15 protein-coding genes are annotated in these 13,118 nt (G+C 68.3%); 4 read left to right on the forward strand and 11 right to left on the reverse strand.

The features are described 5' to 3' along the window. Positions 1–5: 5 nt before the first annotated feature. Genes NA12_RS14835 through NA12_RS14845 form a run of 3 tightly spaced genes read right to left on the reverse strand, consistent with a single transcriptional unit; the run spans position 6 to position 4,467 of the window. Positions 6–1,604: an acyl-CoA carboxylase subunit beta gene (locus NA12_RS14835; RefSeq protein WP_067450266.1), complete on the reverse strand. Its 1,599-nt coding sequence runs from the start codon at positions 1,602–1,604 to the stop codon at positions 6–8. Then, a complete protein-coding gene (locus NA12_RS14840; protein WP_067450269.1) occupies positions 1,601–2,752 on the reverse strand; it encodes an acyl-CoA dehydrogenase family protein in 1,152 nt (383 codons plus the stop codon). Before NA12_RS14840 ends, NA12_RS14835 begins: the two co-directional genes overlap by 4 nt. After that, complete coding sequence (locus NA12_RS14845) at positions 2,749–4,467, reverse strand: acyclic terpene utilization AtuA family protein (RefSeq protein WP_067450272.1); 1,719 nt, start codon at positions 4,465–4,467, stop codon at positions 2,749–2,751. Before NA12_RS14845 ends, NA12_RS14840 begins: the two co-directional genes overlap by 4 nt. Before the next feature lie 85 nt (positions 4,468–4,552). Here NA12_RS14845 and NA12_RS34145 point away from each other — a divergent pair, with 85 nt between their 5' ends. Both NA12_RS34145 and NA12_RS14850 read left to right on the forward strand, forming a co-directional pair. Next, positions 4,553–4,696, forward strand: a complete 144-nt coding sequence (locus tag NA12_RS34145) for a CG2302 family histidine operon protein (protein ID WP_165914743.1) — start codon at positions 4,553–4,555, stop codon at positions 4,694–4,696. 50 nt (positions 4,697–4,746) lie between these two features. Beyond that, a complete protein-coding gene (locus NA12_RS14850) occupies positions 4,747–5,085 on the forward strand; it encodes a hypothetical protein (RefSeq protein ID WP_067450275.1) in 339 nt (112 codons plus the stop codon). Here NA12_RS14850 and NA12_RS14855 read toward each other — a convergent pair. From NA12_RS14855 to thiO, 6 genes are all read right to left on the reverse strand, one after another. Then, on the reverse strand, positions 5,068–5,907 hold the full coding sequence (locus tag NA12_RS14855; protein WP_371855997.1) for an adenylate/guanylate cyclase domain-containing protein: 840 nt from the start codon (positions 5,905–5,907) through the stop codon (positions 5,068–5,070). The two genes, NA12_RS14850 and NA12_RS14855, sit on opposite strands and share 18 nt — an antisense overlap. A gap of 240 nt (positions 5,908–6,147) precedes the next feature. Beyond that, entirely contained in the window at positions 6,148–6,909 is a 762-nt protein-coding gene (locus NA12_RS14860) for an ABC-2 transporter permease family protein (protein WP_067450278.1), read from the reverse strand. Next, on the reverse strand, positions 6,909–7,844 hold the full coding sequence (locus NA12_RS14865; protein ID WP_067450281.1) for an ABC transporter ATP-binding protein: 936 nt from the start codon (positions 7,842–7,844) through the stop codon (positions 6,909–6,911). The genes NA12_RS14860 and NA12_RS14865 overlap by 1 nt, the downstream gene beginning before the upstream one ends. A gap of 84 nt (positions 7,845–7,928) precedes the next feature. Beyond that, on the reverse strand, positions 7,929–8,684 hold the full coding sequence (locus tag NA12_RS14870; protein ID WP_084472769.1) for a thiazole synthase: 756 nt from the start codon (positions 8,682–8,684) through the stop codon (positions 7,929–7,931). After that, entirely contained in the window at positions 8,677–8,892 is a 216-nt protein-coding gene (thiS, locus tag NA12_RS14875; protein ID WP_067450284.1) for a sulfur carrier protein ThiS, read from the reverse strand. Before thiS ends, NA12_RS14870 begins: the two co-directional genes overlap by 8 nt. Then, the gene (gene thiO / locus NA12_RS14880) at positions 8,889–9,980 is read right to left on the reverse strand and encodes a glycine oxidase ThiO (RefSeq protein WP_067450287.1); all 1,092 of its coding nucleotides are present in this window, start codon (positions 9,978–9,980) and stop codon (positions 8,889–8,891) included. The genes thiS and thiO overlap by 4 nt, the downstream gene beginning before the upstream one ends. Before the next feature lie 79 nt (positions 9,981–10,059). On the opposite strand from thiO, the gene thiE reads away from it, so the two are divergent. After that, positions 10,060–10,758, forward strand: a complete 699-nt coding sequence (thiE, locus tag NA12_RS14885; RefSeq protein ID WP_067450289.1) for a thiamine phosphate synthase — start codon at positions 10,060–10,062, stop codon at positions 10,756–10,758. 71 nt (positions 10,759–10,829) lie between these two features. Here thiE and NA12_RS14890 read toward each other — a convergent pair whose 3' ends face one another. Next, positions 10,830–11,759 carry a LysR family transcriptional regulator gene (locus NA12_RS14890; protein WP_067450292.1) on the reverse strand — a complete coding sequence of 310 codons (930 nt, stop codon included), beginning with the start codon at positions 11,757–11,759 and terminating at the stop codon, positions 10,830–10,832. Positions 11,760–11,873: 114 nt separating this feature from the next. Here NA12_RS14890 and NA12_RS14895 point away from each other — a divergent pair, with 114 nt between their 5' ends. After that, positions 11,874–12,401, forward strand: coding sequence for a sugar O-acetyltransferase (locus tag NA12_RS14895; protein WP_067450516.1), 528 nt, complete (start codon positions 11,874–11,876; stop codon positions 12,399–12,401). Positions 12,402–12,426: 25 nt separating this feature from the next. Here NA12_RS14895 and NA12_RS14900 read toward each other — a convergent pair whose 3' ends face one another. Further along, positions 12,427–13,065: an NUDIX domain-containing protein gene (locus NA12_RS14900; protein WP_067450295.1), complete on the reverse strand. Its 639-nt coding sequence runs from the start codon at positions 13,063–13,065 to the stop codon at positions 12,427–12,429. Positions 13,066–13,118: the final 53 nt, after the last annotated feature.

Here is a 13,118-nt window from a genome sequence, read left to right on the forward strand (position 1 = left end):
TCGCCTCACATTCGGAAGACGCCGAAGCCCTCGGCGCCCTTGATCGGGGCTGTGTGAATGGCCGACAGAGCCATTCCCAGCACGGTGCGGGTATCGCGGGGGTCGATGATGCCGTCGTCGAAGAGCCTGCCCGACAGGAACATCGGCATGGCCTCGGCCTCGATCTGCGCCTCCACCATCGCGGCGAGTCCGGCGGCGGCCTCCTCGTCGAACGGCAAGCCCTTGGACTCGGCCGCGCCGCGCTGCACGATGGTGAGCACGCCACCGAGCTGCGCGCCGCCCATCACGGCGGACTTCGCGCTCGGCCAGGCGAACAGGAAACGCGGGTTGAACGCGCGTCCGCACATGCCGTAGTGCCCGGCGCCGTAGGAGGCGCCGACCAACAGGGAGATGTGCGGCACCGTGGAGTTGGCGACCGCGTTGATCATCATCGCGCCGTGCTTGATGATGCCGCCGCGCTCGTACTCCTTGCCGACCATGTAGCCGGTGGTGTTGTGCAGGAACAACAGTGGGGTGTTCTTCTTGTTGGCCAGCTGGATGAACTGGGTGGCCTTCTGCGATTCCTCGGAGAACAGCACGCCGCGCGCGTTGGCGAGGATGCCGATCGGGTAGCCGTTGATCTCGGCCCAGCCCGTGACCAGGCTCGAACCGTAGAGCGGCTTGAACTCGTCGAAGTCGGAGCCGTCGACCACGCGGGCGATGACCTCGCGGGGATCGAACGGGATCTTCAGGTCCGAGGGCACGATGCCGAGCAGTTCCTCGGGATCGTAGAGCGGCGAGATCACCTCGGCGCGCGGCTGCGGGCCCTGCTTCTTCCAGTTCAGACGGCGAACGATATTGCGGCCGAGCCGGATCGCGTCCTGCTCGTCGGCGGCGAGGTAGTCGGCCAGACCCGAAGTGCGCGCGTGCATCTCGGCGCCACCGAGCGTCTCGTCGTCGGAGTCCTCGCCGGTGGCCATCTTCACCAGCGGCGGGCCCGCGAGGAACACCTTCGCGCCCTCCTTGACCATCACCACGTAGTCGGACATGCCGGGGATGTAGGCGCCACCGGCGGTCGAGTTGCCGAATACCAGTGAGATGGTGGGGATTCCGGCGGCCGAGGCCTGGGTGAGGTCGCGGAACATCGCGCCGCCGGGGATGAAGACTTCCTTCTGCGTCGGCAGGTCGGCGCCCGCGGACTCGACGAGCGAGATCACCGGCAGGCGGTTCTCCCGGATGATCTCGTTGATCCGGAACTGCTTGCGCAGCGTCCACGGGTTCGACGCGCCACCACGCACCGTCGGATCGGGCGCGACGATCATCACCTCGACGCCCTCGACGAGCCCGATACCGGCGATCGTCGACGCGCCGACCTGAAAGTCACTGCCCCAGGCGGCGAGTGGGCACAGCTCGAGGAATGGCGAGTCCTCGTCGAGCAGCAGCTCGATGCGCTCCCGCGCGGTGAGCTTGCCGCGCTTGTGGTGGCGGGCCACCTTGTCGGGGCCGCCGCCGGCGATCGCCTTGGCGAACTCCGCCTCGACCTCGGTGAGCTTGGTGGTCATCGCCTCGGCGGCCGCGGTGTACTCCGGCGACGCGCTGTCGAGCGTGGAACGGAAGGTCGTCACGACTGATACCCCAATACTTTCGACGCCAGCATGGTCAGGATCTCGTTGGTGCCGCCGCCGATGCCGATGATGCGAACATCGCGGTAGATGCGCTCGACCTCGGACTCGCGCATGTAGCCCATCCCGCCGTGCAGCTGCACGGCCTGGTTGGCCACCCATTCGGCCGTCTCGACGGCGTTGTTCTTGGCGAAGCAGACCTCGGCGATCAGGTTCTGCTCCCCGGCCACATAGCGCTCGACGAGCGCACGCGTGTACGTCCGCGAGATATCCACGCGCTGAGCCATTTCGGTGAGCGTCATCTGCACCTTCTGGCGGCTGATCAGCGGGCGCCCGAAGGTCTCGCGATCACGGCACCACCGCACGGTGAGGTCGAGCGCGCGCTGGGCCAGCGAATACGCCTGCACCGCCAAGCCCACCCGCTCGCTCACGAACGCGGACGCGATCTGCGCGAAGCCACTGTTCTCGGCGCCGACCAGGTTCGACGCGGGCACCCGCACATCCACATAGGACAGCTCGGCGGTATCGGAGGCGAGCCAGCCCATCTTCTCCAGCCTGCGGCTGACGGTGAAGCCGGGCGTATCGGTGGGCACCAGGATCAGCGAGACGCCCGCCGCGCCCGGCCCACCCGTGCGCACCGCGGTGACGACGAAGTCGGCGCGACAACCCGAGGTGATGAAGGTCTTGGCACCGTTGATGACGAAGTCCTCGCCGTCGCGCACGGCGGCGGTGGTGAGGTGGCCGACGTCGGAACCGCCGCCGGGCTCGGTGATCGCCAGCGAACCGATCAGGTCGCCGGTCAGTGTCGGCTTGGCCCACGTGTCGATCTGGGCCTGGTTGCCCGCGGCGATCATGTGCGGCAACGCGATTCCACAGGTGAACAGCGAGGCCCACAGACCACCGGAGCCACCGGCGAGATGCATTTCCTCGCCGACGATCAGCGAGTCGATGGCATCGCCGCCCTCACCACCGGCCGATTCCGGGTACTCGATGCCGAGCAGACCGAGTTCGCCCGCCTTCTTGTGCAGCTCGCGCGGCAGTTCGCCGGCGCGCTCCCAGGCATCGAGATCGGGCAGGATCTCCCGCTCCACGAACCCACGCACGGTGGCGCGCAGTTCCTTACGCTCCGGCGTTTCCCACACTGATGTCATGATTCGAGCAGCTCCGTCGGCATATCGATGTGGCGGGAGCGCAGCCATTCGCCGAGCCCCTTGGCCTGCGGGTCGAAACGCGCCTGGTAGGCGACGCCCTTGCCTAGCAGCCCGGAAATGATGAAGTTGATCGCGCGCAGGTTGGGCAGCACGTGGCGGGTGACGGTCAGCTCGGCCGTCTCCGGGAGTAGCTCCCGCAGCTTGTCGACGGTGAGGGTGTGCACGAGCCAGCGCCACTGGTCGTCGGTGCGCACCCACACGCCGATATTGGCGTCGCCGCCCTTGTCCCCGCTGCGGGCGAGCGCGATCGTGCCGAGCGGGACGCGAGTGGTCTGCGACGGTGACAGCGGTGCGGGCAACTCCGGTTCGGAAACAGGTTCGAGCACAGCGGTTTCCGTGGCCGGGAGAATATCGACCCGCGTGCCGTCCGCCAACACGGCGACATGCGGTACCTCGTGCGCGTCGACAAAGCCGGGAGTGAAGACCCCGTAGGGCGAACCCTGCCCCGGCACGGCGGTGAAACTGGCGCCGGGGTAGCTGGCCAACGCCAATTCCACAGCGACACTGGAGAACCCACGGCCGACCTTGTTCGGATCGACATCGCGCACCACGCAGCGCAGTATCGCGCTCGCCTGCTCCTCGGTCTCGGCGTCGGGGCGGTCGAGGCGGGCCAGGGTCCAGGTGAGCTCGGCGGGCTTGTCCGGCAGCCAGGATTCCAGCTGTCGTTGCGCCAGTTCGGCTTTGGCCTCGATATCGAGCCCGGTGAGGATGAACGACATCTCGTTGCGGAAGCCGCCGAGGGTGTTCAGCGAGACCTTGAGCTGTGGCGGCGGGGCCTCGCCGGTGACGCCGCTGATCAGCACCCGGTCGCTGCCCTGCTGGCTCAGCGTGATGCTGTCCAGGCGGGTGGTCACATCGGGTCCGGCGTAGCGCGCGCTCTGGATCTCGTACATGAGCTGGGCTTCGACAGTGTCGACGGTGACCGCGCCGCCGGTGCCGTCGTGCTTGGTGATCACACAGGACCCGTCACGGCGGATCTCGGCGATCGGGAAGCCGGGGCGTCCGAGATCCGCGAGTTCGGTGAAGAAGGCGAAATTGCCGCCGGTGGCCTGGGTGCCGCACTCGATCACGTGCCCCGCGACCACCGCACCCGCCAGCGCATCGTAATCGGTTCGGGCCCAATCGAAGTGAGCCGCGGCGGGACCCACGATCACGGAGGCGTCGGTGACCCGGCCGGTGACGACGATGTCGGCGCCGGAGTTCAGGCACTCGACGATGCCCCAGGCGCCGAGATAGGCGTTCGCGGTGAGCGGCTGACCGAGGTCGAGCTCGGCGACCCGTGCCACCAGATCGTCGCCTTCGACATGCGCGATCTTGGCATCGAGCCCGAGTTCGGCGGCCACCTTGCGCAACTGCTCGGCCAAACCAGCCGGATTCAGCCCGCCCGCGTTGGTGACGATCTGGACGTTCTTCTCCAGCGCGAGTCCGAGGCAGTCCTCGAGCTGCTTGACGAAGGTCTTGGCGTAGCCGAGGCTCGGATCCTTCGCGCGGTCGCGGCCGAGGATCAGCATGGTCAGTTCAGCGAGGTAGTCGCCGGTCAGCACGTCGAGCTGACCGCCCTCCAGCATCTCGCGCATGGCGCCGAGCCGGTCGCCGTAGAACCCGGAGCAGTTCCCGATCCGGATCAGGTCCGGGTCGGCGGAGAGAGCACTCATGGCACCCAGGATCGCAGCGGTTCAGAAAAAAAGCAAGCATGCGTGCTTGTTAATTTCGCGGATTCGACCAGGCAAGATGGAGCCCATGCTGTCCGTCCTCCTCTTCGCCCTCGCCGGATTCCTGCTCGGCGGCGCGTATACGACCTGGAAGAACAATCGCGCGATGGCGATCGGTTTGATCGTGGCCGCCGTCTTCGCGGGCCTCGGCGCCGCGCTCTGGCTCGAATAGACAAGCCTTTCGCAAGCTCAGGGCAAGGCGTCCGCTGTTGGCTTGCCGACATGTTCACCTGGTATGTCGGCCTGCTCGCAGTCAGCGGCCTCGCGATGATCATCATGGCCACCATCGACAACGGCCGCGGCCAGCTCTCGCGCGGGCTCAACACCGTGTTCGGCATCGCGTTTCTCGGGTACGCCGGCTACCTGTGGTTCGTGTTCGACGGCGGCGATTATCTGATCTTCTTCCACGCCTTCATCCTGCCGGTGCTGCTCATCATCGACTTCGTTCGTTCGACGAACTGGCAGGCGCTGACCACCAAGCCGACCCCCACCCAGCAGGCGTTCCGCGCCTACTGGAAGGAACAGGATCGGCTGGCGAAGCGCTCAGCGCGACGTATGTAGTTTGAAGATCCTGACATCTTCCGGGACCCCGTTCAGCGGCGCGGCCCAGAAGTTGCGCTTATAGGGTTTGGCGACAACGCCCAGTTCATCGAGAGTTTCCGGGCGCAGCGCGGCCAAGGTGGTGCTGGAGATCATGGTGTTGCCGTTGCCGCCCGCCTCCATCATCCGCGCGGCGATATTGACATCGACGCCGAGCCAATCGCCACCGATCTCCCGGGGAGTGCCGGTGTGCAGACCCACCCGCATGCGCGGGGTGTAGCCGTTGATCTCGACCCCGGCCAGATTGCGGCGGGCCGCCAGCGCGGCGCGCACCGCCCGATCGGGCGAGGAGAACACCGCCATCAGTCCGTCGCCCATCCGTTTCACCACCTGACCGCCACGCTCGACGATCGGCGGTTCGATGGCCTTGGCGACCTTGCGCAACAGGTCGAGGGTGCCCTCGTCGCCCACCGACAGCGACCAGCTCGAGAACCCGACCAGATCGGTGAACACGATGGTCACCTCCTCGGTCCCGCGCCCACGGCCGATCCGCTCCAGCCCCGCCTGCCACACCTGCAGGGCGCCGAAACCGATTTCCCTGGCCGCGGTCGGCGCGCCGCCCGCGATCTTGTCCGCCGCCCGAGCCACCGCGCGGGCGCCGCCGGGACCTGTCACCGACAGCGGGTCGCCGAAGGCGGGATCGCCGGGCAGTTGTTGACGAGCCTTACGCAGCGCGCCGATCACATCGGCGCGGCGGTTGGCGGCCTGTAATTTCGACGAGAGCTGGGCGCGCTTGCGGCCTGCGCGCGCGCCGGTGTCGGACTCTGGGGATTCACTGACGATCGGCTCCAACGGGATGGACACGTCCGCGGCGGCGTCGGGCCGCGGATTCACCCCGCCAGAAGGCGTTTCACTCACGACAAAAGGTTAGCCGATCCGCCACCGCCCGACTGATGACCGCACCAACTCACGAGCCCCCAACGTCCGGGCAGCGGACGTCGGGGGCTCGAGTGGGCACGACCTCCCGACAAGGTCGCGGCCCTCGCGACCCGGGCCGTCGCGGGGACGGCCCGGGTTGGATTATCAGGCGTCGCGGCGGTTGACCACCACGAGCGCGCCGGCGAACACGATCGCCACGAAGACGGCGAAGTAGACCAGGCTTCCCCACACGCCCCAGTGCCAGTTCCCCGCGTACTCCTCGACGCTCAGGAACCGGTTCGCGTTCTGGAACGGCAGGAACGGCTTGACGGTGCGGCCGAAGCTGCCGAACGCGCCGAGCAGATTCTCCAACAGCAGCGACCACAGCACGATCAGCGAGATCGCCGCGGCGGACTGACGCACCAGCACACCGACACCGATGGCGAGCATGACGCACAGGAACGCGTAGATCGGCACGCTGTAGATGGCCCGCCAGTTGCCGTCGAGCACCAGACCGGGAGCGTCGTCACCGGTGATCAGCTTGGCCAGAATGAACGCGATGAGCGCGAGTACACCGGTGAGCACGGCCGAGTAGATGCCGACCAGCGCGGTCTTCGACAGCACGACCTTGGACCGGTTCGGTACCGCGAGGAAGCTGGAGCGAATGACGCCGAAGCGGTATTCGCTGGTCACCGTCAGCGCGGCCATGATCATCAGGACCATGACGCCGAAGCCCGCGACACCCGACACCGCCACGCTCGGCGTGAGCAACGGCGGGCCCTCTCCCGAATCCCCCGTGGAGTCGGCGTTGGTGACCAGGGCGATCAGCACGGCGAGGCCGATACCGAGCACGACCACGACCGCCGAGCACCACCAGGGCGAGCGGGTGGAGGTGAGTTTGATTCGTTCCGCTGCGAGCACGCCCATCAGAGCGCACCTCCCATCGCCTGTTGATCGAAGCTTTCACCGTGGTACTCCACGGCGCCGCCGGTCATCCGCATGAACGCTTCCTCGAGCGAGGCCTGCTGCGGTGCCAGCTCGTAGAGCGTGACGTTGTTCGTGCCCGCCACCTTGCCGACCTCGTCGGAGGTGACACCCGCGACGATCAGCGCGGCGGCGCCGTCTTCCTTCACGGTCATGCCGTGCGAGGTGAGCAGGCTGCGCAACTGATCCAGCTGCGGGCTGCGCACCCGCACCGACTGCTCGGAGGCGCGGTCGATGAACTCCTGGGTGGTGCCGTCGAACATCAGCTGACCACGGCCGATGACGATGAGCTGCTCGGCGGTCTGCGACATCTCCGAGAGCAGGTGACTCGACACGAGCACCGTGCGTCCCTCGGCGGCCAGACGCTGCATGAACCGGCGGATCCACAGGATGCCCTCCGGATCGAGGCCGTTGACCGGCTCGTCGAACAGCAGCACCTTCGGGTCGCCGAGCAGCGCGCCGGCCAGGCCGAGCCGCTGCGACATGCCGAGCGAGAATCCGCCCGCGTTCTTGCTCGCCACCTCGGACAGGCCGACCAGCCGCAGCACCTCCTCGACCCGCGACTTCGGGATGTCGTTGGAGGCGGCCAGCCACTCCAGGTGGGCGCGCGCCGAGCGGTTCGGATGCACCCACTTCGCATCGAGCAGCGCGCCGACCTGCGTGAGCGGGCGTTCCAGCTGCTGGTAGTGCTTGCCGCCGATGAGCGCACTGCCCGCCGTCGGCTTGTCCAATCCGAGGATCATCCGCATGGTCGTCGATTTACCGGCGCCGTTGGGTCCGAGGAACCCGGTCACCAGTCCTGGTCGGACGGTGAACGTGAGGTCCTGCACCGCTACGGTCTGGCCGAATTGCTTCGTCAGGCCCTTCAGCTCGATCATGCGCTCCAGCTTGCCGCACGATCGCCGTGCCGCGCGTCGCCGGGAAGTAGCGAGTCGGGTCATCCTCGAGGATGACCTCGACCCTTAGACCGCCGGAGAAGACGCCTGAGCCCAGAAACGCTTGGGGATACGGCCCGCTTGCCTGGCCAGATAGCCGGCCTGAACCGCCGCCGACATCGCCGATGCCATGAGTTCGGGCTCTCTCGCCCTGGTCACGGCGGTGGCGAGCAGAACTGCCGAGCAGCCGAGTTCCATGGCCAGCGCCGCGTCGCTCGCGGTGCCGATGCCCGCGTCCAGGATCACCGGGACCCCGGCCGCGGCGACGATCATCTCGATGTTGTGGGGGTTGCCGATACCCAGGCCGGTGCCGATCGGGGAGCCCAGCGGCATCACCGCGGCGCAGCCCGCTTCTTCGAGACGGCGGGCGAGGATGGGGTCGTCGGTGGTGTACGGCAGGACCACGAACCCGTCGTCGACGAGCTTCTCGGCGGCATCGAGGAGTTCGAACGGGTCCGGCAGGAGAGTGCGGTCATCGGCGACGACCTCGAGCTTGACCCAGTTGGTGTCGAGGGCCTCGCGGGCCAGCTGGGCGGTGAGTACCGCTTCGGCGGCCGTGCGACAGCCCGCGGTGTTGGGCAACAGGGTGATGTCGAGGCGCTTGAGCAGGTCGAGCACGCCGGTGCCCCCCGCGGCGTCGACCCGGCGCATGGCGACGGTGGTGAGCTCGGTGCCCGAGGCGATCAGTGCCTGTTCGAGGACAGCGAGGTTCTCGGCGCCGCCGGTGCCCATGATCAGGCGGGAGCCGAACTCCTTGTCGGCGATCCGCAGCGGCTCAGCCACCCTGCACCGCTGTGAGCACCTCGATGGTCCAGCCGCGGCCGACCGGTTCGTCCCAGCGCGACTTCGAGAAGACCGCGCCGTCGACTGCCAATGCCACACCCTGGCAGGGCAATTCGAGCCTAGTCAGCAGTTCGCGGACGCTGAGCGGCTCGGGGAACTCGTGGTCGACACCGTTGACGGTGACGCCGATCGGAATGGTCGAGGTCATCGAACTCCTCCTTGCGACAGAGATGGCATCTGCGATGCCGGAAAACGTTGGGGCGCTGCGGCTTCGACAATCTCGGGGGTCGCACCATCGAGCAGCGCAGGCACGACCGCGGCGGTGAGCGCGAGGGTGAGCATTCCGTTGCGGCCGTGACCGGTGGCGGCGATGACACGGTCATCGAGGTGGCCGAGCAGTGGCAGGTTGTCCGGGGTCGCGGGCCGCGAGCCCGCGTTCGCTTCGGCCAGTTCGTATTCGGCGATGCCGGGCAGGATGGTTTCGGCGTCGGCGATCAGATCACGGACCCCACCGATGGTCACGGTGGTGTCGAAGCCGGCCTCGTATTGTGTCGCGCCGACGACGATTCCATCTTCTCGCGGAACCAGGTAGACCTGTCGGCCGTGGACTCGGGCGCGGATCACCCTGGCCGGCGGCGGGCTCACGCCGGGCCTGCGACGCAACCGGAGGATCTCACCCTTCACCGGTCGCACCGGCAGGCCGGGCCAGAGCTCGGCCGAGCGGGCCCCCGCCGCGAGAACCACCCGGTCGTGCGGTAGCTCGTCGAGCGCGGCCACGGATTCGGCGCGGATCTCGACCCCGGCCGCGGCGCAGGCGGACTGGAGCGCCCGCAGTACCCGCCGATTGTCGATGGCGGGTTCGGTTTTCGCGTGCAGACCCGCGCGGACGGTACGCGCGAGCGCGGGTTCCAGTGCGCGAACGCCCGCACGGTCGAGCACTCGCAGATCGTGACCGAAACCGGCCAGCCAGTCCGAGACCGTACGCAGGTCCGTCACATCGGCGCTGTCGAGTGCGACGGTGAGCGTCTGCTCGGCCACGAACATCGATGAACCGGCCACCGCGGCGAGCTGTTCGGCGAAAGCGGGCCACCGTGCCAGCGCCGCCGCCCCGAAGGCGAGCACCCGATCCTCCCCCGGCCAGCCCTCCGACAGCGGAGCGAGCATGCCACCGGCCACGAAGGAGGCCCCGCGCGCGGGGCGCGGGTCGTAGACGGTGACCGTCCAGCCCGCCTCGGCGGCCCGCCACGCGACGGCAAGTCCGACGGCGCCGCCGCCAACGACCGCCAGAGTTCGCATCACGTTCCACCTTGTCTTTTTCACCTATCGCCCGCCACGGCGTTCGCACTCCAACGGTAGCGCGACTACCGTCGGGGGCGTGCAGCCCTCCCAGTCGAACCATTCCGTCCCGCCGAGGGAACGTCTGTCGAGCGCACTGCTGTATCTGTGCACCGATGCGCGCCGGGAGAGGGGCGATCTGGCCGGATTCGTCGACGCTGCGCTGGCCGGTGGCGTCGATATCGTGCAGCTGCGCGACAAGGGATCGCCGGGCGAAGCCGAGTTCGGCGCGCTGGAGGCGAAGGCCGAGCTGGGCGCGTTGGCCGAGATCAAGGCCGCGACCCGACGTCACGGCGCGCTGCTCGCGGTGAACGACCGCGCCGATATCGCGCTGGCCGCCGGCGCCGATGTGCTGCACCTCGGACAGGGTGACCTGCCGCCCGCGTACGCGCGCCGCATCCTCGGTCCCGATGTGGTGATCGGCCGCTCCACCCACAACCGCGAGCAGGCGGGCTCGGCCGCCATCGACGGCCATCTCGACTACTTCTGCACCGGCCCGATCTGGACCACCCCGACCAAGCCGGGCCGCCAGGCGGCGGGCGTCGACTTCATCCGCTCGACCGCCGACTCCCATCCCACACTCCCCTGGTTCGCCATCGGCGGCGTCGACCCGACGCGCCTGCCCGAGGTGCTGGCGGCAGGCGCGCGGCGCGTGGTCGTCGTGCGGGCGATCACCGAAGCCACCGACCCCGAAACCGCCGCGCGCGAACTCAAGCAAGCCCTCCTCGCCGCGAACTGAGCTCGCGGATCGCTCCTGGGGCGAGCTGCGCCCACCGCGAACTGGGCGTGCCTGCCGATTCGGTTGTCCGGTCAGCGGTCTACCCACCCCGGTACCCAGACGTCGAGCGTGGGTCGCGGGCCTGCGGTGCGCAGATACCCACGTAGCGCGGTCAGCACGGGGTGCTGGTCTTCGCTGCGGAACAACAGCATGTGTGGGTAGACCGGGGTCGGGTCACGCAATGGGATACGCCGTAGATCGTGAGTCTGCGTCCACAGGTACCGGTCCCCGCTACCGACCAGGGTGGCCAGCGAGGCCGAGTCGGTCAGCGCGTCCATCAGGGCCTCGTCACCGAAATTGGGACCGAGCGCGTCGATGCTCAGTCCGAACGCCTCGGACAGCGCCTGATAGAACGCCGCCCACTCCGTGCCCGGCCGGATCCCGGGGATCCAGATGCGGTGGCCGGCCAGGTCAGCGGGACTGACCCAGGGCGCATCAGCCAGCGGGTGGCGGGGACCTACGAGGAGTTCCAGGGGCGCATCCAGGAGTCGTTCGGCGCTGATGCCGACCGGGACCTGATCTGGCGACAGGGCACGGAAGGACGCGTCGACGGTCCCATCGAGCACAGCTCGAGCGGCCTGGGCGGCGTTCTCCGCACTCAGCGTGACCGCGTCGAGGTCCATCTCGGGGTGGGAGCGGTAGAACCGGTAGACGGCCTGGGCCGGGCAAATGCGCCGATTGAGGACATCGATGCGCAGGAGGCGCTTTCCGGGGCGCACGACCTGCTCGGCCTGCGCAACGGCCGCCAAGACCTTCTTGGCGTGCGGCAGGAAGACCTGCCCGTCCAGGCTCAGCCGGGAACCTCGGGGGGTGCGCACCAGCAGCCCGACCCCGACGTGCCGCTCCAAGGCCGCGATCCGTTTGGAGACCGCCTGTTGGCTCATACCCAACTCGTCGGCCGCAGCCTGGAACTGGCCGAACTCGGCGACGGCCACGAACGTCCGCAGCGCCCGAATATCCACGCTTCCAGCCTATTTCCACAACCTGCGGTTGTGTCCGGTCTGGTGCCGAGTTGTTTGATCGACTGTTCTGCGCGGTGGTGAGATCAGCGAATGTCTACCCGCACAGAGCAGATCATGTATGTCCAGACGGCTGAGTTCACGCGTCACACGGAGCGGATCGCGGAAGTGACCGATGCGACGTCTCGGCTGAACGTACTTCCGTTCAGCGACAGCGAAGGGCGCGCGGAACTGCTATCCGTTGTGTTCGGTGGTCCGCTGCCGGAATCGGTGACGATCTACCCGCCGTTCTTCACCGAGCACGGGCTGAACACGACGTTCGGGGACAACGTCTTCGTCAACCAGGGATGCACCTTCATGGACAAGGGCGGCATCCGCATCGGGAACGGCGTCATGATCGCCCCGAAGGTCAGCCTCATCACCGGAGGCCATCCACTGCCCTTGGCCGAGCGCCGCGAGTACCTCTGCTTCGCCCCGATCGTCATCGAGGACGACGTCTGGATCGGGACGGCCGCCGTGATCACGCAGGGGGTGAGCATCGGTGCCGGCACGGTGGTCGCCGCCGGCGCAGTGGTCACTCACGATGTCCCTGCCGGCGTTGTGGTCGCGGGAGTCCCCGCCCGGGTGATCAAGAAAATAGACTGAGCTCGGCGAGAGCTACCAGCGGGAATCAGGCGAGGATATCGGCGCGGCTGAGGGCAGGGGCGCCGAGAGCCTGCGTGCCGAGGACGACTTCGGCGCCCGGGCCGTCCGGTCGGGCGTGCAGCCAGAAGAAGCCCTGTTCGGGCAGCTCGACTGTGCGGGGCAGGGCGTCGGCGAGGTCGGTGTCGGCGTCGAGGCGCACGCGCAACGGCACCGCGCGCAGTTCGATCCAGGCGGCGGCGAAGCCGGGGTGTAGCGGCAGGTCGGCGACCTCGTCCTCGGGCACCCAAGCCAGTTCGGCGCTCTCCCGGTTGGCGACTGTCGGCAGGGGCTTGTCGGCGTCGGCGACGACGGTGATGTAGGTCCACCCGCTGGGTGCGGTCATGGTCAGGCGCTCGGCGCGGACTCGCAGGTCGGCGGCGGTGATGCCCGCTTCCTCCTCGGCCTCTCGGACGGCCGCGTGCTCGGGTGACTCGTGCGAGTCGCGCGCCCCACCCGGGAGCGCCCAGGTTCCGCCCTGATGACTCCACGGCGCCCGGTGCTGCAGCAGCACCGCGGACCCGCCATCGGGCAGCGGCGCGCGCAGCAGTAGTCCCGCCGCACCGAATCTGCCCCAGTGCTTGACCCCATCGGGGCTCTTGAACCAGCCGTCGCCGTCGCCGCGCATCCCATACTCTTTCCTGCGAGCAGCCGACCAGCAACCGCTGCGGGGGTATGTGA

This window comes from Nocardia alba NBRC 108234, assembly GCF_001612665.1.
Lineage (GTDB): Bacteria > Actinomycetota > Actinomycetes > Mycobacteriales > Mycobacteriaceae > Nocardia > Nocardia alba.

What these genes read in the sequence shown, in the direction of transcription:
- NA12_RS14840 (WP_067450269.1), bottom strand. Translation starts at nt 2,752, where the DNA reads ATGACATCAGTGTGGGAAACGCCGGAGCGTAAGGAACTGCGCGCCACC.
- NA12_RS14845 (WP_067450272.1), bottom strand. Translation starts at nt 4,467, where the DNA reads ATGAGTGCTCTCTCCGCCGACCCGGACCTGATCCGGATCGGGAACTGC.
- NA12_RS34145 (WP_165914743.1), top strand. Translation starts at nt 4,553, where the DNA reads ATGCTGTCCGTCCTCCTCTTCGCCCTCGCCGGATTCCTGCTCGGCGGC.
- NA12_RS14850 (WP_067450275.1), top strand. Translation starts at nt 4,747, where the DNA reads ATGTTCACCTGGTATGTCGGCCTGCTCGCAGTCAGCGGCCTCGCGATG.
- NA12_RS14860 (WP_067450278.1), bottom strand. Translation starts at nt 6,909, where the DNA reads ATGGGCGTGCTCGCAGCGGAACGAATCAAACTCACCTCCACCCGCTCG.
- NA12_RS14865 (WP_067450281.1), bottom strand. Translation starts at nt 7,844, where the DNA reads ATGATCGAGCTGAAGGGCCTGACGAAGCAATTCGGCCAGACCGTAGCG.
- thiS (WP_067450284.1), bottom strand. Translation starts at nt 8,892, where the DNA reads ATGACCTCGACCATTCCGATCGGCGTCACCGTCAACGGTGTCGACCAC.
- thiO (WP_067450287.1), bottom strand. Translation starts at nt 9,980, where the DNA reads ATGCGAACTCTGGCGGTCGTTGGCGGCGGCGCCGTCGGACTTGCCGTC.
- NA12_RS14895 (WP_067450516.1), top strand. Translation starts at nt 11,874, where the DNA reads ATGTATGTCCAGACGGCTGAGTTCACGCGTCACACGGAGCGGATCGCG.
- NA12_RS14900 (WP_067450295.1), bottom strand. Translation starts at nt 13,065, where the DNA reads ATGCGCGGCGACGGCGACGGCTGGTTCAAGAGCCCCGATGGGGTCAAG.